Origin of the sequence: Brenneria goodwinii, from assembly GCF_002291445.1 — a bacterium.
In the GTDB taxonomy this organism is placed as follows: domain Bacteria; phylum Pseudomonadota; class Gammaproteobacteria; order Enterobacterales; family Enterobacteriaceae; genus Brenneria; species Brenneria goodwinii.
Window position 1 is genome coordinate 3194628 of record NZ_CP014137.1, and the last position, 16698, is coordinate 3211325.

14 protein-coding genes are annotated in these 16698 nt (G+C 56.3%); 7 read left to right on the forward strand and 7 right to left on the reverse strand.

The window, feature by feature from the left end:
- Nucleotides 1-73 precede the first annotated feature (73 nt).
- A complete protein-coding gene (locus ACN28R_RS14185) occupies nt 74-712 on the forward strand; it encodes a glutathione S-transferase family protein (protein ID WP_095834744.1) in 639 nt (212 codons plus the stop codon).
- Nucleotides 713-802: 90 nt separating this feature from the next.
- On the opposite strand, the gene ACN28R_RS14190 is transcribed toward ACN28R_RS14185, so the two are convergent.
- The 6 genes from ACN28R_RS14190 to ACN28R_RS14215 all read right to left on the reverse strand — a co-directional run bounded on the left by ACN28R_RS14190 (nt 803) and on the right by ACN28R_RS14215 (nt 9651).
- Nucleotides 803-2065: an MFS transporter gene (locus ACN28R_RS14190; protein WP_095834745.1), complete on the reverse strand. Its 1263-nt coding sequence runs from the start codon at nt 2063-2065 to the stop codon at nt 803-805.
- Between the two features lie 72 nt (nt 2066-2137).
- Nucleotides 2138-5233: a beta-galactosidase gene (locus ACN28R_RS14195; RefSeq protein WP_095835808.1), complete on the reverse strand. Its 3096-nt coding sequence runs from the start codon at nt 5231-5233 to the stop codon at nt 2138-2140.
- A 429-nt stretch (nt 5234-5662) separates the two neighbouring features.
- Entirely contained in the window at nt 5663-6751 is a 1089-nt protein-coding gene (locus ACN28R_RS14200; RefSeq protein ID WP_095834746.1) for a LacI family DNA-binding transcriptional regulator, read from the reverse strand.
- Between the two features lie 279 nt (nt 6752-7030).
- Nucleotides 7031-7831 carry a pyrroline-5-carboxylate reductase family protein gene (locus ACN28R_RS14205; RefSeq protein ID WP_095834747.1) on the reverse strand — a complete coding sequence of 267 codons (801 nt, stop codon included), beginning with the start codon at nt 7829-7831 and terminating at the stop codon, nt 7031-7033.
- Nucleotides 7832-7849: 18 nt separating this feature from the next.
- The gene (locus tag ACN28R_RS14210) at nt 7850-8752 is read right to left on the reverse strand and encodes a VOC family protein (RefSeq protein ID WP_095834748.1); all 903 of its coding nucleotides are present in this window, start codon (nt 8750-8752) and stop codon (nt 7850-7852) included.
- A 197-nt stretch (nt 8753-8949) separates the two neighbouring features.
- On the reverse strand, nt 8950-9651 hold the full coding sequence (locus ACN28R_RS14215; RefSeq protein WP_231604052.1) for a GntR family transcriptional regulator: 702 nt from the start codon (nt 9649-9651) through the stop codon (nt 8950-8952).
- A 639-nt stretch (nt 9652-10290) separates the two neighbouring features.
- Between ACN28R_RS14215 and ACN28R_RS14220 the strand changes: the two genes are divergently transcribed.
- The 5 genes from ACN28R_RS14220 to ACN28R_RS14240 are packed head-to-tail and all read left to right on the forward strand — an operon-like array spanning nt 10291 to nt 14725.
- Nucleotides 10291-11403, forward strand: a complete 1113-nt coding sequence (locus ACN28R_RS14220) for an ABC transporter substrate-binding protein (RefSeq protein ID WP_095834749.1) — start codon at nt 10291-10293, stop codon at nt 11401-11403.
- Between the two features lie 50 nt (nt 11404-11453).
- Nucleotides 11454-12347, forward strand: coding sequence for a branched-chain amino acid ABC transporter permease (locus tag ACN28R_RS14225; RefSeq protein WP_095834750.1), 894 nt, complete (start codon nt 11454-11456; stop codon nt 12345-12347).
- A complete protein-coding gene (locus ACN28R_RS14230; protein ID WP_095834751.1) occupies nt 12340-13230 on the forward strand; it encodes a branched-chain amino acid ABC transporter permease in 891 nt (296 codons plus the stop codon). The genes ACN28R_RS14225 and ACN28R_RS14230 overlap by 8 nt, the downstream gene beginning before the upstream one ends.
- Complete coding sequence (locus tag ACN28R_RS14235) at nt 13227-14009, forward strand: ABC transporter ATP-binding protein (RefSeq protein ID WP_095834752.1); 783 nt, start codon at nt 13227-13229, stop codon at nt 14007-14009. Before ACN28R_RS14230 ends, ACN28R_RS14235 begins: the two co-directional genes overlap by 4 nt.
- Nucleotides 14006-14725 (forward strand): ABC transporter ATP-binding protein, encoded by a 720-nt coding sequence (locus ACN28R_RS14240; RefSeq protein ID WP_048636025.1) that lies wholly within the window; start codon nt 14006-14008, stop codon nt 14723-14725. Before ACN28R_RS14235 ends, ACN28R_RS14240 begins: the two co-directional genes overlap by 4 nt.
- A gap of 96 nt (nt 14726-14821) precedes the next feature.
- Here the strand turns inward: ACN28R_RS14240 and azuC are convergent, their stop codons facing one another.
- On the reverse strand, nt 14822-14899 hold the full coding sequence (gene azuC, locus ACN28R_RS14245; RefSeq protein ID WP_121514203.1) for a stress response protein AzuC: 78 nt from the start codon (nt 14897-14899) through the stop codon (nt 14822-14824).
- Between the two features lie 377 nt (nt 14900-15276).
- Here azuC and ACN28R_RS14250 point away from each other — a divergent pair, with 377 nt between their 5' ends.
- Nucleotides 15277-16470, forward strand: a complete 1194-nt coding sequence (locus ACN28R_RS14250) for a multidrug efflux MFS transporter (RefSeq protein ID WP_095834753.1) — start codon at nt 15277-15279, stop codon at nt 16468-16470.
- The last annotated feature ends 228 nt before the right edge of the window (nt 16471-16698 follow it).

The following is a 16698-nucleotide window of genomic DNA, read 5'->3' on the forward strand; positions in this document are numbered from 1 at the left end:
TATCCCCGATTATATTATCTTTAATTAGAATACAATCATCGTGTTAATACCAACACATTCACTGGAGGGCGGTATGTTAACGGTTTGGGGAAGACGTTCTTCGTCAAATGTTCAGGCACTAATGTGGTGTATCGGCGAGCTAGGTCTGCCCTATCATCGTCATGATGCCGGTCATATTTACGGCGGCACCAATACGCCGGAGTTTCTGGCGATGAATCCGAATGGTACGATCCCGGTACTGAAAGATGGGGACGAAGAAGCGCTATGGGAAACCGGCGCGATTCTCCGCTACCTGGCAAATCGTTATGGACCAGAGGCATTCTGGCCAAAGGATTTGTCTGCACGCACTAACGTCGACAAATGGGCCGAGTGGTCCAAGCTCAATATCGCGTTGATGTTTACCGCGCCGATTTTCTGGCGTGTCGTGCGTACGCCGGAAAACGAACGCGATGATGATGCGATCGAAAAAGCGCTGGCGGCATTCTGCACCAAACTTAAAATCGCAGAAGAGAGACTGTCGATGCATGACTATCTGGCCGGCCCGGATTTCACTCTGGCGGATATCCAGTTCGGCCACGTCCTCTACCGTTATTACGATATGGCTATTCAACGCCCCGCGTTTCCAGCCGTCAGAAGCTACTACCAACGGCTGACGAAGCGCCCCGCATTCAAAGAGCATGTGATGGTTTCCTATGACGAGCTGCGGGCCTGATCAATGCCGGCGGTAAAACCCAACGCGCGCTGATGGCTATAACAGCGCGCGTTTTTTTCAGTATCGGAATACGGTTATTACATTTCGCAATCAGGCGATTTTTGCTTTTCCTTTGCCAAACGAACGCCAGGCGGCAATCGGCCCCATACCGCTCAGCGTGAAAGCGGAAAGCAGCGTAAAGCCGAGCGCCACCAGCCCCAGCACCAGATAGGCGCCGTGGAAACCGATGCCGTCGTACATGTATCCGGCGAATACCGACATAAACATCATCGCCAACTGTTTGAAGAAGCAGAAACAAACCAGATAAATGGTGGCGGAAAAGCGCACCTCGAACTGGGTGGTAATGTATTTGAAGCAGCCGACAATCAGGAACGGCACTTCAAACATATGCAGGGTTTTCAGGATGATCACTTCCACATAGGAACTGGCGAAAGACGAGCCGATGATGCGTATGGACATGATCGCCCCGGCCAGCAGCAGCGCGTTTTTACCGCCGATGCGGTTAACGATTAGCGGCGCGAAGAACATAATGCAGGCATTCAGCAACTCCCCCAAGGTGGTGACGTAGCCAAATACGCGCGTGCCCTGATCGTTCGAGCTGAAAAACGAAGTAAAGAAGTTGGCGAACTGCTGGTCAAACACGTCATAGGTACAGGAAACCCCGACCACATAAAGCGACAGGAACCACAGCTTGGGATTTTTGAACAGCTCCATCGCCAGACGGAAGCTGAATGCGTGCTGATTCGCGCCGAGCGAGTTCGCCACTTCCGCCGAAGATGACGTCTGCGGTTTAGCGATGAACAGCAGGATCGCGAGGATCACCGCGCAGCCCGAACCCAGCCAGAAGACAAATTCGTTGTTGATGGTAAACATGATGCCGACAATCGAGGCGCATAGCGCCCAGCCGATACAGCCGAACAGCCGCGCGCGGCCAAACTCAAACTGGCTGCGGCGACTGACTTTTTCGATATAGGCCTCTATCGCCGGCGCGCCGCCGTTATAGATAAAACCGAGATAGATGCCGCCGACAATCGACCCCAGCAGAATATTGGTTTTCAGCAATGGGCCGAACACATAGATAAAGAACGGCGCAAACAGCACCAGCATGCCGGTGATGATCCACAGCAGATGTTTTTTTAGTCCCAGCTTATCGGACAGCAGGCCGAATATCGGTTGAAACAACAGAGAAAAGAATGAGATACAGGCAAATATGATACCGGTGTCGCTTTTACTGATTTGGTTGATATCGTGCAGCCAGATGGGAAAGAACGGGAAATAGGCCCCCATGATGAAAAAGTAGAAGAAAAAGAACAGCCCGAACATCCAGAAATTGGTATTTTTTAAATAATACATATTCTTATCCTTAGGCTAGCCGTTGGGCAGACGGTTCGGTCTGCCCGCTGGGAAACGCTTATCCGATCCGGGTTAACAACGATGCCAGCGCACGGCATAGTGATAATGACTGTCCTGCAACAGATATTCCGGCGCTACGCTGGGGCTCCAGGAATCATCGCCGCCGATCCCCATATGAAAACCATCCAGATTCACCCAGGTGCCTTCTTCCGGCGTTAACAGATGGCGGTGCGAGGTTTCACGCAGTTGCCGCTGACTGTAACGACTGATATTGAAATGGAAATGACCATCCCAGCGGTTGGCGCCATATTCCAACCGTTGCGTATCGCAGCGCAGACCGTTTTCCGTTGGGAAGACATAAGGTGTGTAGAGTTCGTCGAGCGGACGCCGCCACCGGTCGTAACAGGCGGCCTGTTTACGGTCCGGGTAGTTCTCATGCGGGCCAAGACCCAGCCAGGCCACATGGTCGTTCACCTCCGCCAACTGGCAGGTCAGGCCAATGCGCGCCGGGGCCGGCGCGCCCGAGGCGATCTCCACATCCACGCCGATATGCAGCTCGCCCAAGCTATCGACGCGGTAGGTTTTGCGGCTGATAAACAGCGTTTTGCCCTGATACGTCCAGCGATGAACGGTGTGCAGCGCTACCGACTGCGTTAACGCCTCGGCTTCGCAGCGCACCACTTCGGGCGCCAGTTGGTAATATCCGGCCGCTTTCCAGCGTTCCACCCAGGCATTGGGATCAATGCGTGTGGCTTCGCTGACGCCGATATCATTGTCCAGCGGCGCGCGGGTAAACTGATCTTGCAGCGGACGCAGCAGCGTCGGCTGCCCATCCTGCCACCACTGCGTCAGCAGGCCGCTTTGACGGCTGAACTGCCAGCGCTGCGCGCCAAGGCTGATGTCATAGTATTGTTCGCTCACCGCCAGCTGCGGCGCCGCGCCCTTAACCGGATCCGGGTCGGCGGCCAGAACATCCGCCAAACGCCACTGCTGCCAGGCGCAAACGTGTCCGGCGTCGCTCCAGTCCGTGGCGTTGATCTGTAGCGCTTTGACCGTCAGCCACACCTGTCCGGGCGCGGCGATGTCCGGCAAATCGTTAAAGACTATCGACTGCCGGCCCTGCGGGGCGATATTCAGCGTCACCTCGCCGCTTGCCAGCGTTTTGCCTTCCTGCGCCAGCGTCCAGATCAGGCATTCGTTGTCGCTGCGGCGGAACAGGTATTCGCTGGAAACCTCCAGCCGCAGCGGACTTTCACGATGCAAGGTAAACTGGAAAAACTGCTGTGCGTGCTGCGCTTCGTATAGCGACGGGTGCGGCGTGCGATCGGCAAAAACCAGACCGTTCATACAGAACTGGCGATCGTTCGGCTTATCGCCGAAGTCGCCGCCGTAGGCCTGATGAGGCACGCCGTTGCCATCGTATTGCGTCAGCGACTGATCCACCCAATCCCACACAAAACCGCCCTGTAATCTCGGGTACTGACGGAACGCGGCCCAGTACTTGTGGAAACCGCCCAGGCTATTGCCCATGGCGTGCGCATATTCACACAGGATCAGCGGGCGCTGCTCGTCCGGCATGCCGATCCATTTCTTAATCGACCACTTCGGCACCTGCGGGAACGGCTGATCCTGATCGACGCGGGCGTACATCGGGCACAGAATATCGGTCGCCGGACTATTGGCCCCGCCGCCTTCGTACTGCACCGGGCGCGTGGGATCGCTGGCTTTGATCCAGTGATAAAGCGCGTCGTGGTTGCAGCCATGTCCGGATTCGTTACCCAGCGACCAGATAATGATCGACGGATGGTTACGATCGCGCTGCACCATGCGCGTCACGCGTTCGCTCATGGCCGGTAACCACGCCGGATCGTCGGTCAACCGGTTCATCGGCTCCATACCGTGGGTTTCAATATTGGCTTCGTCCACCACATACAGGCCATAACGGTCGCACAGGCGATACCAGAGGGGATGGTTAGGATAGTGGGAGCAACGCACCGCGTTAAAATTATGCTGTTTCATCAATAGGATATCTTTACGCATGGTAGCGATATCCATCACCTGGCCGTGTTCCGGATGATGCTCGTGCCGGTTTGTGCCGCGGATAAGCAGCGGCTTGCCGTTCAGTTTCAACAGGCCGTTGCTAATCTCGACTTTACGGAAACCCGCATCACAGGCTTCCGCTTCAATAAACGCGCCGTTGTTATCCTGCAGTATCACCACCACCCGATAGAGATGCGGGATCTCGGCGCTCCACAGCGCCGGCCGGCTAACCGGCAGGCGCACCGTGGCGCGGTCGCGATAGATGCCGCGTTCATCAATGATGTCGCTTCCGACAGGCTGCCGGCGCTCGCCGACCAGTTGGTCGCCGTCCCATAATTGCAGCGTGATTTGCGCGCTCTCACGTTGCGGACCGCTGACCACCGCCAGGACTTGCAGCTCGGCATGGCTGAAATCGTCGTTCAGATGGGTCTGGATACGCAGATCGCTGAGATGGGTTTGCGGCTTATGCAACAGGGAGACATCGCGGAAAATGCCGCTCATGCGCCACATATCCTGATCTTCCAGATAGCTGCCGTCGCTCCAGCGCAGCACCATCACCGCCAGCCGGTTTTCCCCCGCCTGCAACAGCGCGCTCAAGTCGAACTCCGAAGGCAAACGGCTGTCCTGCGCATAGCCGACCCAACGTCCGTTACACCAGAGATGAAACGCCGAGTTCACGCCGTCGAAGATAATGCGCGTCTGGCCGGATGCGAGCCAGTCGTCGTCCACGTCAAATGTGAGCGAGTAACATCCAGTCGGATTTTCCGCGGGAACAAACGGCGGATTGACCGGAATGGGATAGGTCACGTTGGTGTAGATCGGCGCATCATAGCCCAGCATCTGCCAGTTAGATGGAACCGCGATTTCATCGGCGCAGGGATCATCCTGATACAGCCAGCTTTCCGGCACCGCCTCAGGACGACTAAAATAGCTGAATTTCCAAATGCCGTTCAAACTACGGATACTGGGCGATCGCGCATCCTCTTTGGCCTCTGACGGCGAGCGCCAACTGGCGAAAACGGGATGCGCGGCGAGCTGATTCAGTTGCGTAACCGCCGGGTTTTCCCAGTCGCGGTGTGCAAGTACCGCAGCGAGAGTGGCGGCGACTGCGCCTGTTTGAAGAGTCATCATATCGGGTCCTTTATCTAATTGTGATTCGCTCACAATTTAAAGGAAATATCCGTTCTGCCTCTCAGGATGTAAAGCGCCTGGATAGTATTCGGTGACAGGCTTCACAAATAAATTAACGGCGAAGAACAAAAAGAGAGACGAGGTTGATGACGCATCCCGGCCCGCCCCACGGAGAGCGCGAGCCACCAGACAGCATGAAAATGACGGCATCGCGGCGCACGAAACGGTCTCGGCGTCTGCATAAAAAGGTGACTAAGAGCCTGCCCCAGTAGGCGTTATTGGCGCAGACAGTTTGGACACGGACAGCGCGCAGAAACCGGAGCGTACACGTAGTACGTGAGGATTTCGAGCACTGCCCAGGGCCAAAATGGCAAGTGAAATAGCCCTAATGGGATAGGCTCTAAGAGACAACTACGGTAGACGAGTTTAGCGCGTTTCCAGCCGGGCGACCTGGTGCGCCAGCGCGCTCAGCGCATCGGCCAATGCCTGTGGGGAAGCGTAGCTTTCTCCCGGCGCGGCGGTGGTTTTGCGTTTAACCAGGGTTATCGGCAATAGCTGCGGCGATAGGGCGGCGTCCGGCGTGTGGATCAGTTCAACCAGACGATGGACGCTGGTTTCACCCAACACTTTGAAATCCTGCTTGATGGTTGTCAGCGGCGGAATAAAACAGGCGCTGTCTTCCGTGTCGTCGTAGCCGACAACCGAAACCTGCCCCGGAACCGGAAGCCCGGACTCAGACAGCGCGCGCAACGCGCCAAGGGCCATCTGGTCATTGGCCACCAGCAGCGCGGTGGGAAGCGCCCCCTCCGCCAGCATCCGCACCGTTTGCTCATAGCCGGATAGCGAACTCCAGTCGCCATGCAGCACCGCGATCGGTTGCAACCGGTGCTGCGCCAGCGTCTGCCGCCAGCCCTCAAAACGTAAGCGCGCGGAGACCGAAGTCAACGGTCCGGTCAGCAACGCAATGCGCTGATGCCCCAAACTCACCAGATGTTCCACCCCCAGCCGCGCCCCTTCATGGGGATCGAAGAGAACGGTATTGGCCACCAGAGAGGGGGAAACGTCCAGAAACAGCACCGGAACCTTACCGCAGGCGCGGAGCACCAACTGCGCATCGTCATTTTCCAGCGGAATATTGACGATCAGCCCGTCCACCCGCTGGGAAAGCAGGCTGTTTATCGCCGCCTTGCACGCCGCCACCCCCGGTTGTTCAATCATGGAGATCACCACGTTGAACTGCATTTTTCCGGCTTTGGATTTGATTGCGGCAACAATTTGCGAGGGCGCATGCAGGGATAAGTTGGTGGTGGCAAGGCCTATGGTATGGCTAAGTTTTCCCGCCAGCTGCTGCGCTACGCGGTTCGGCACGTAATTTAGCGCCGCCATCGCGCTTTCCACTTTCAGACGGGTTTTTTCTGAAACGTGGCTGGCCTGATTAATCACTCGCGACACGGTCTGATAGGAGACACCGGCATGTTCAGCCACGTCATAAAGCGTAATCGATTTGGGTTTCATGCCGGTTATCCTTTATCGCTCAACTTATCCGCCCGTTATTCTACACATAAATTCACCGCAAACAGGCGACGCTGACGATATTTCCGAGCTGCGGCAGGTCAGAACCGCCACCAGACCGCCGGTCCGTCACGTCCACTCAAAACCGGCGTATTGATGATAGGCGGTAGCGGCAACGCACTTTCAACTCAATTTGCAAACACGTCCGGGCCTTTTGCCGCAAGGGTGTTGAGGATACGCAGCGCCGGGCAAAGACGCAGCATTATTATCCGGCTGAAATTTTTATTTACCCGCCAGCTCGGTGGTTCGTTTCACCGCCGCCAGCACGCTGCGCTGCAGACCGGCGGCAAAATCGCTGTTGTTCAACGCATACAGCCCGTTCATGCCCACCCCGGCGGGCGAGTTGTTGATATCCATCAACTGACGCGGATGCTTGCCGCTGATATTGAGCATCGCCACCGCGCCCACCAGATTTTCATAGGCGATCTGAGTCGCCTGCGGACGGGGCATCCCGGCCAGCACGCCGGCGTCAATCAGCGATTCGAGGAAGTAGTACACGTAATTCGGGCCGGCCACGCCGTAACCGGTGAAAATATCCAGCAGCCGCTCTTCCACCAGCATCACTTTCCCGAAGCTTTCCAGAAACGCCCGCAGCGGCGCTTCCTCAACATAGGCGTTCAACGCCGCGCCGCTGTAGCCATAGCCGGTATCGGTCAGCGTATTCGGGATCACCCGGGCGATAGGGCGCGTGTCGCCCAGTTGTTCGGTCAACGTGGCGATCGTCACGCCGGCGATAATGGAAATCACCGTCGCCTGAGGCGACGCATGCTGGCGAATGCGGGCGGACACCGACGCGATATCGTCCTGCGGCCGCACGCCCATTACAATGTAATCGGCCGCCGCCAGCGCCTCCTCGCCGCGCTGGCGGGACGTCAGCTGGTAACGCTCTTCCAGCGTGGCGATCCTGGCGGCATCAATATCATCCAGGGTAACGGCGTCACGCGATAGTTTACCGCTGTTCAGCGCCGCCCGAATAATGGCTTCCGCCATCTGCCCCGCCCCAATAAAGTGAATCTGACTCATGATCTGGCCTCCGGATACTCAGCGTTCGACGTCAACAAATTCAAGGATAATGTTACCTGCCGTTTCTGGCGCCACGCGCACTCGTCCGGCGGCATCATAATGGCTGACCTGATTGGTCGTCAGGATATCGCGCAGCGCGCGGCCGTCCCGCGTACCCAGCGTCAGGGCGATGGCATGGGGTTTGGTGTTAACCGAAACCGGCAGCGCCACGCCGGCGAAACGTTCCGCGGCCTGCGCCGGCGTCATCGCCCGCAGCAGACCGGAGCCGGTATCCGCAGTCAGCACGCCGTCCCGCCACGTCGCCCGCTCGCCGTAAGCGTTGCGCCAGCGTGATTCCAGCACGTTCATTTCACCTTCCTGCGCCATGTAGGTCACCGCTTCAATGCCGGTCGCGCCATTCGGGTGATGACGCCACGCGTCCACCCAGATCAGGTCGGGACGGAACTGTTGGCAGATAAAGCTGGACGCTTCCGGATAGCGGGGATCGATCAGTAAGCCGATAGAAACCACCACCTCATCCAACTGGCCGTTATCCATGATGATTTCACGGCGAAAATCGATCACGCCCTGATGCTGTTCAAAGCGTTTAATCAACTCCGCGTAATCCCCGCGCGCATCTTTGCTGTGCAGCGCAATCAGGGAGATACCATCCTCGCCGCGCTCCAGAAATGACCCCATCTGGCGGCCGAAGCAGAAGCCGTTAACCGCATTGGCGCCGAATTTACTGGCGTCATTCACCCCGATGAGCTCGATGAAATTATCTTCAAACATCATAAAGCTGGTGACGGTTCCCCACGGATGATAGCTAATGGGCGATGGCGAAAATCCCATCCGGCGGTAATTCTCAAAGGACTGCTCATAATGATTGACCGTCACCAATACATGATCGAGACTTAACGTCGCTTTCTGATTAATATTCATTTTCGTATTCCTTTTCCTGAAAAGAAGTCAGGGAATAAAACCTGAAAAAATGCATACCCGGAATAATGCGAGCCGCAGAGAAACGGCCACGAAAAATTATCGGATATAAATAAGACAATACGATAAAATAGCCGAGTAACGGCAACCATCCCGGCGGCGATATTATTTACGGCGCTGATGATTACCGGTTATTTCGCTCAAGTTAATTTACCGAAATAAATACGCGCCAGGCCTTCTTTCGTCACCGCTACCGCATGCTCCGCGCTCAGCGAAACATGCTTTTCCATTAATAAAACCCCTCTTTCCACGTCACGCTGGCGCAATGCCTCAATAATACCGATATGTTCGTCATAGGCATTGTTACGACGGCTGGGCGTTTCCAAATCGATGCGGCGGAAAAAACGGATAAGGGAATTCAGGCTGCCTAGCGTGTCATACAGGCGTCCATTACGGGCGATACGGGCGATCGACATATGAAAGGCCTCATCATCCTCCGCGACTTTGGTCCAGTCCGTGATGGTCTCCGGATCGGGCAAATCGCGGCAGCTCTGCTCCCAGATTTCCGCCGTCTGATTGATATCTTCATCGCTGGCGCGCAGACAGGCAAAGCGGAATGCCGCTTGTTCAATCACCGCCCGCATTTCATAAAGCTCATGCACGCCTTCAGGCGTGATATCTCTGGAGTAAAAACCGCGGTTGGGGACAAAATTCATGAAGCCATCCTGAGCCAGACGATTCAGCGCCTCGCGAACCGGCGTGCGAGATACCCCCAGCCGGCTGGCCAGTTCAACCTCGTTAATGCGCTCGCCGGGTCTGAAGTGATAATCTACCGCCAGCGATTTCACCACTTCATAAACCTTTTCCACGCTATCCGCGCTGCGCACTGTTTTCTGACTCACCGGCACGTTATTTCCTCTTGATGGCTGAAATCGTTTAACAACCGGAGTTTTCCCCGGAAAACACGTTAATTAAATTCATAGCATGCCTGCATGCATAACACAATCACGATGTGCATACACTTCGATCTACACTTTATTTTCACGGTAATCAAATAATAAATCAGCCCTGCTGCGCCAGCTGAATATATTATTTAATTATATTTTTATAATAAAAAATTATTGCACTGAAATAACACTTTCTCTGCACCAAACAAAAGCAACTCACCCCTGAAATTTTATAATTTATTCCATCCATTCATTAGATATGCCTTTTCCGTATAAACCGTCACCCCATGTTTTATCAATCGCTCATTTTTATGTGACTCGTTGTTATTTATAGAGATATCACCCCTCGGTGAAATAACGGCCCCGGTATTTTCGTGCATTCGCATCACTTTTTCCCCTGGCTGGCATAGCAATTGCTGAATACTTTCGGCAAAGTGTATTCACTTAAGCATTCACTATGTTATTCACTTGTAGATAAACAAGGACAGCAAGACTTAACGTCCTGCCGGTCACAAACCATTACGCAGCAATGCCGTCGGGGAAAATAGGTTCACCGCCGCTCCGCCCGCATTTACTCTGACCAGGAGACACAGTATGACTTTACGTATTCGTCATGTTTTATTTGCTTCGGCGTTGTTTGGCGGCACGCTTTTGGGCGCCTCCCAGCCGGTAAAAGCGGATGTCACGGTAGGTGCGATTCTGCCGTTGACCGGCGTCAGCGCCACCATCGGCGAAGACATGCGCCGGGGAATGGAATTGGCCGTGGAACAGGTCAACGCGCACGGCGGCGTGAACGGCCAGAAGCTGGCGGTAACGATCGAAGACTCCGCGGGCAGCCCGGTCATCGCCCTGGACGCGGTGCGTAAACTCACCCAGGTTAACCGCGTACCGCTGGTCATCGGCGAGTTTTCATCCAGCGTCACCATTCCCGTCGGACAATATCTGGTGAAAAACCAACTGGTGCACATCAACATTACCTCTTCCAGCACCGATATGCGTAAAGTCGGCAAATACTCCTACAGCGTAATCGGGCTGGCCGATCTGGCGACCAAGTTCTCCGCTCAGGATGTCTATGACATGGGATACCGCAAGGTTGCCTTTATCGCGCCGAACGGCGCCTACGGCCAGAGCATGCTGGATCAGTTCAGTAAAGATTTTCAGAGCCTGGGCGGTAAAGTCGTCGCCAAAATGCTGTACACCGGCGGTCAGCCCTCTTACCGCCGCGAACTGGGCCAACTCGCGCGCATCAAGCCCGATGCCTATGTCTACACCACCTACGGCCAGGATGCGGTGGTACTCAACCGCGAATCCTATGAAATGGGTCTGAATCAAACCCCCTGGTACGGTATGTACCTGACCATGTGTACGGCCAATACCCCGGCGCAGTACATCGAGGGAAGAATGGGCATGGAAGTGGCTAGCACGGGCGATGAAGGCCAGGGCTACATCGACATGTTCCACAAACGCTATGGCGCCGCTCCGCAATCCGCTTACAGCAGCTATGCCTATGACAGCATCACGCTGGCCGCCGCGGCGATCAATAAAGCCGGATCGGCCGATCCCGCCGCGCTGCAGGCGGCGATGCAAAGCGTCGCGCCGCACTTCGACGGCGTAACCGGCCCGCTGAATCTGGATGCCGACAACCTGCGTCAGACCCAGCCTTATAAAAAGGTCAAAGTGGTCAACGGCGCGCAGGAACTTCGCTAAGCGCCGAATGATTCGCCCACAAGAAATTCGTTTCCTTGCAGGAAGGCATTATGTTTCAGTTCATCCTTGATACGTTACTGCGCACCGCCGATCTGTCGCTGATCGCCGTGGGGCTTAGCCTGGTTTATGGGCTGGTGCGGTTCGCCAACGTCGCGCATGTGCAGTACGCCATGGTGGGGTCGTTTATGACATTCGCCCTGCTACAGCTCGGATTTCCGTTTCTGTTGGCGATTCTGGCGGCCAGCGTGCTATGCGGCATCATGGCGACCTTATTGCATCACTGGATTTTCCGCCGGCTGGCCCAGGCCGGCCCGGCGAACGCCATGATCGGATCGCTGGCGCTGTCGATGATCCTGATCGCGCTGATTCTCGGCGTCGTCGGATCGTCGCCGCAGGGCTATAACCTGCCGCTCAGCCCGATGCTGTCGCTGGCCGGCAGCCACGTTTCACGCAATCAGCTATGGTCCGTCGCGGTGACGTTTCTACTGCTGATCGGTTTTTGCGCCCTGCTGTTCTACTCCTCGCTGGGGCGCTCGATTCGGGCGCTGGCCAGCAATCGCGATTTGGCCGCCGCCTCCGGGCTGAATGCCGATGCGCTGGTGCACATCGTCAATTTCATCGCCGGTACGCTGGCCGGATTGGGCGGCTCCATGCTGGCGATGAATGCCAGCGCTTATTTCAATCAGGGGAACGATTTACTGCTGCCGGTGCTGGCCGCCGCCATTCTGGGCGGATTGGGCAACCCAATGGGCGCGGTGCTGGGGGCTTTACTGATCGCCGCCACCGAAACGCTGGTCACCAACCTCGATTTCGGCTGGCTGTTCGGCAGCGAACTGGTCTTTATTCCGGTGACCTATATTAACGCCGCCTCGTTCCTGATCCTGCTACTGGCGCTGCTGCTGCGCCCTTACGGCCTGTTTAACCGGGAGGTGCGCCGTGTCTGATTTTCTGCTCCATCTCATCTGCATCACCGGTATCTATGCCCTGATCGCGCTGGCGTTGAATATTCAGGCCGGCTATGCCGGGCTGCTGAACTTCGGCCATATCGCCTTTGTCGGTATCGGCGCTTACTCCGCCGGCATCGGCGCCCAGTTAGGGCTCTCTTTTATCGAAGCCTCCGCGATCGGTATGGCGCTGTCGATGCTGATCGGCGCGGGCATGGCGACGCTTGGCCGCCAACTGGCGGCCGACTATTGGGGGATCGCCACGCTGGCGGTGGCCGAAATCATCCGCACGATAGCGATCAATGAAGACCAATTGACCGGCGGCGCCCAGGGACTCGGCAACATTGTTCCGGCCTGGACGACCGACTCCCAGCAGCAGGACGGCGTTATTTTCGCCATCGTGATCCTACTGGCCGTGGCCTTAATCACCCTGGCCTCGCTGCAACTGGGCAAAAGCCGCTTCGGCCGGGCGCTGCGGCTGATGCGGGAACAGCCCCAACTGGCCACCTGCATGGGCTACCACCTGCAATGGCTCAAATGCCGCACATTAATGTGCAGCGCCGCGATCGCCACCGGCGCGGGCATCATGCTGGCGTATTACACCAGCTACGTTAGCCCCGACTACCTGCTGTCTTCGGAAACCTTTCTGATCTGGAGTATGGTGATGATCGGCGGCATCGGCAACGTGGCCGGCGTATTGCTGGGCGTGCTGCTGGTGGAGTGCCTCTACACCTTTATTCCCTTCGCCAAAGACATTTTCAATATCAGTTCCGATATTACCGGCGCGCTGCGTCTGGGCGCCGTGGGCGTCATTCTGCTGGCCTGCCTGCTGGGCCGCGCCGGCGGTCTGTTGCCTGAACGACTAAGGAGAATACCGTCATGACACCACTGATGCAGGCCGACGCCGTCAGCAAGGCTTTCGGCGGCAACCGGGTACTGGAAGGCGTGACCTTCACTCTGCAGCGGGGGGAGATCCTCGGTTTGCTGGGGCCCAACGGATCGGGTAAAAGCACGTTGCTCAACGCGATCTCCGGTTTTACCCCCATCGACGGCGGCGCCATCCGGGTGGATGGACGGCGCATCGACCGGCTTCCCACCTACCGCATTATCAACGCCGGCGTAGCCAGAACCTTTCAACTTCCGGCGATGCCGGAAAAAATGACCGTCATGGAAGTGGTGATGGCCGCCGGAACCCGGCACCATGGCTTCTGGAGCAGTCTGCTGTCTCTGCCCGCCGCCCGGCGGGCCGAACGGGAAGACAAACAGAAAGCCCGGGCGCTGCTTGACGAACTGTTGCTGACCAAGGTTCGCGATCTGCCCGCCGCCGCGCTGTCGGGCGGACAAAAGAAACTGTTGGGCATCGCCTGCGCGCTGATGGGCGAACCGCAGATCCTGATGCTGGATGAGCCGATGGCGGGCGTGCATCCCAATCTGCGGCGCGACATTGTGGAAACGCTGCTGCGGCTGCAACGGGACGGGCTATCGCTGATGATTATCGAGCACGATATGCATTTCATTCGCGAACTCTGCCAACGCTGCATCGTATTGGACCGGGGCAAGATTGTCGCCGACTGCCGCCCCAATGAGCTGGCCGATAACCAACAGGTGCTGGATGCCTATCTTGGCCGCAGCACGCCGCTTTCATTACAGGAGGCCGTATGATCAGACTGCATGAGGTGTTCGCCGGCTACACGCCCGGCATCGATATCCTGCAAGGGATTTCCCTGCGGGTTGATAATGCGGAAATCGTCACGTTGCTGGGTCCGAACGGCTGCGGCAAATCCACCCTGCTTAAATGCATCGCCGGTTATCTGCGCCCGCGCAGCGGACAGATCGTGCTGGACGATCGGGACGTCGGCCAGATCCCCATTCACCGGAAGGTGCGTGAGTGCTCGCTGGGGTTTGTGCCGCAAACCGATAACGTCTTTAACAACTTGACCATCAAGGAAAATCTGCAGATCGGCGGGCAATTTTTGCCGGACGGTCAACGCCGCCAGCGCATGGAAGAGCTGTGTGAGCGTTACCCGCTATTGCGCAAAAAGTGGCGCGCCATGGCCTCGGCGCTCTCCGGCGGGGAACGGCAGATACTGGCGCTGACCCGCGCCCTGATGCCGAAACCGTCGACGCTGCTGCTGGACGAGCCTTCCGCCGGGCTGTCGCCGAAAATGCTCTCAGACGTGTTCGCGGCGATCCAGGATATCCGGCGACAGGAGAAGGTGGCGATCCTGATGGTGGAACAGAACGCCATGGAAGCGCTGCACATTTCAGACCGCGCTTACGTGCTAGCGCTGGGCAAGGTGGCGCTTACCGGCAACGCCGGCGAGCTGCTGGACGATCCGCGCATGCGCGAACTGTACCTGGGCGGCCGGGCGGCCTGACAATCGCCGATAATGGCCCCCCTCAAGTCCCTATATTTGTGTATAAGAGACAACCCCTGTGAAGGGGAAGATCGGGGCGGGGTCAGAATCAAAAAATTAGTGGATTGCTCCCGGCGGGACATCTTTATATGCATTGACGTAGGCATTAAAGATTTTCTTCAATAGATTACGCATTCTGTTCACCTTGACTCATTACGTTGTAAGATTGTTACTCCAAGGTGAATAATTGTACGATTTGCCATCATCGCACGCAAGTTTTTTGTGACGCGCATCACAAAAAATACAGATTTTACGACAAGGCGCCATCCCACATGCCAATAGCGGCAAACCGGTATCCTCACGCCATTGATTGTTGAATGTTTTTGTTGCGAATAGTTACCGGAGTGTTGAACAACAAATTAGCACACTATGTTATGCTCGTAGCACGAGATGAATTACCCGTAATCTTACGGTGTTTGTTGATATTCATACGCGATGAATTTCATCAAATTACTTTCTGACGCTTAATTTCACCATTGGCAACCCGCTTACAAAGGCTCGCCCCGCACACCATGGAAACCTGGAAACTTAATCTATTCTCGGCCTGGCTGGGATGTTTTTTTACCGGCTTGGCCATGAGTCAGATATTGCCCTTTCTGCCGCTGTACATCGAGCAACTTGGCGTACATTCACATGAGTCATTAAGTCTCTGGTCTGGCGTTATCTTCAGTTCCTCATTTCTGGTTTCTGCGATTGTCGCACCGTTATGGGGAAGTCTGGCCGACCGAAAAGGGCGCAAACTGATGCTGCTGCGCGCGGCGCTTGGCATGTCCATCGTCATGGCGCTGCAAGGCTTTGCCACCAACGTATGGCAGCTATTTTTTCTACGTTCCATGATGGGGCTGACGTCAGGTTTTATCCCTAACGCCATGGCGCTGATCGCCTCGCAGGTACCGCGCGAAAAGAGCGGCTGGGCGCTGGGAACCTTGTCTACCGGACAGATTTCCGGGGTGATTCTCGGCCCGCTGTTGGGCGGATTTATGGCCGACTATATCGGCCTGCGCATCGTCTTTTTCGTGACGGCCGGCATGTTGTTCACCAGCTTTTTGATTACGCTTTTTGCGATAAAAGAAAGCGTCGTCAAAGTCAGTAAAGCGGATCGCCTGAGCGGTAAAGCGGTGTTTACCACCCTGCCCTACCCGATGTTGATCGTGGGGCTGTTTATCACCACCATGATGATCCAACTGGCAAACGGCTCCATCAACCCGATTCTGACGCTGTTCATCCGCGACCTTGCACCCGACAGTAATAATATCGCCTTTATCAGCGGCGTTATCGCCTCCGTTCCCGGCGTATCGGCCCTGTTGGCCGCCCCTCGCCTCGGCCGACTGGGCGATCGCATCGGCGCGCACCGCATACTGATCGCCGCCCTGGCGTTCAGCGTGGTGTTATTCTGTTTGATGTCGGTAATCCAAACGCCAACCCAGCTTGGCATACTGCGCTTTATGCTGGGATTTGCCGATGGCGCGCTGATGCCCGCGGTACAGTCGCTGCTGGTAAAATACAGCAGCCAACAGGTAACCGGCCGCATCTTTGGCTATAATCAGTCATTCATGTATTTGGGCAACGTCGCCGGTCCGTTAATCGGCTCAAGCGTTTCAGCCATGGCGGGCTTCCGCTGGGTCTTTCTGACAACCGCGTTTCTGGTGTTGTGCAACGCCATACAAATCGCATTAAATTTCCGTCAGATCGCCAAAAAACCTTGAACAGACCCGTCATACCGCTCGCTTAAGCCCGGTATGACTCATCTCTTCGCGTCGCGCCCCGGCCAACCATCACCGGCGCTTAAAACGTTTGCGCATTTATTGGGGAAACGCGCTGATGAGCTGCCCCCTCATCCTGTCCGCCCCTCGCCTCCCGCCCTTGAAACAGGCGGCGGCATTATCAAAAACGCTGGAATTTCATAAAGATCGGGCTGAATCCCCGTACTGTGG

Excerpts from the sequence above, each read along its gene's own strand:
- ACN28R_RS14185 (WP_095834744.1), top strand. The coding sequence starts at position 74 with ATGTTAACGGTTTGGGGAAGACGTTCTTCGTCAAATGTTCAGGCACTA.
- ACN28R_RS14190 (WP_095834745.1), bottom strand. The coding sequence starts at position 2,065 with ATGTATTATTTAAAAAATACCAATTTCTGGATGTTCGGGCTGTTCTTT.
- ACN28R_RS14195 (WP_095835808.1), bottom strand. The coding sequence starts at position 5,233 with ATGACTCTTCAAACAGGCGCAGTCGCCGCCACTCTCGCTGCGGTACTT.
- ACN28R_RS14200 (WP_095834746.1), bottom strand. The coding sequence starts at position 6,751 with ATGAAACCCAAATCGATTACGCTTTATGACGTGGCTGAACATGCCGGT.
- ACN28R_RS14205 (WP_095834747.1), bottom strand. The coding sequence starts at position 7,831 with ATGAGTCAGATTCACTTTATTGGGGCGGGGCAGATGGCGGAAGCCATT.
- ACN28R_RS14210 (WP_095834748.1), bottom strand. The coding sequence starts at position 8,752 with ATGAATATTAATCAGAAAGCGACGTTAAGTCTCGATCATGTATTGGTG.
- ACN28R_RS14220 (WP_095834749.1), top strand. The coding sequence starts at position 10,291 with ATGACTTTACGTATTCGTCATGTTTTATTTGCTTCGGCGTTGTTTGGC.
- ACN28R_RS14225 (WP_095834750.1), top strand. The coding sequence starts at position 11,454 with ATGTTTCAGTTCATCCTTGATACGTTACTGCGCACCGCCGATCTGTCG.
- ACN28R_RS14235 (WP_095834752.1), top strand. The coding sequence starts at position 13,227 with ATGACACCACTGATGCAGGCCGACGCCGTCAGCAAGGCTTTCGGCGGC.
- ACN28R_RS14240 (WP_048636025.1), top strand. The coding sequence starts at position 14,006 with ATGATCAGACTGCATGAGGTGTTCGCCGGCTACACGCCCGGCATCGAT.
- azuC (WP_121514203.1), bottom strand. The coding sequence starts at position 14,899 with ATGCGTAATCTATTGAAGAAAATCTTTAATGCCTACGTCAATGCATAT.
- ACN28R_RS14250 (WP_095834753.1), top strand. The coding sequence starts at position 15,277 with ATGGAAACCTGGAAACTTAATCTATTCTCGGCCTGGCTGGGATGTTTT.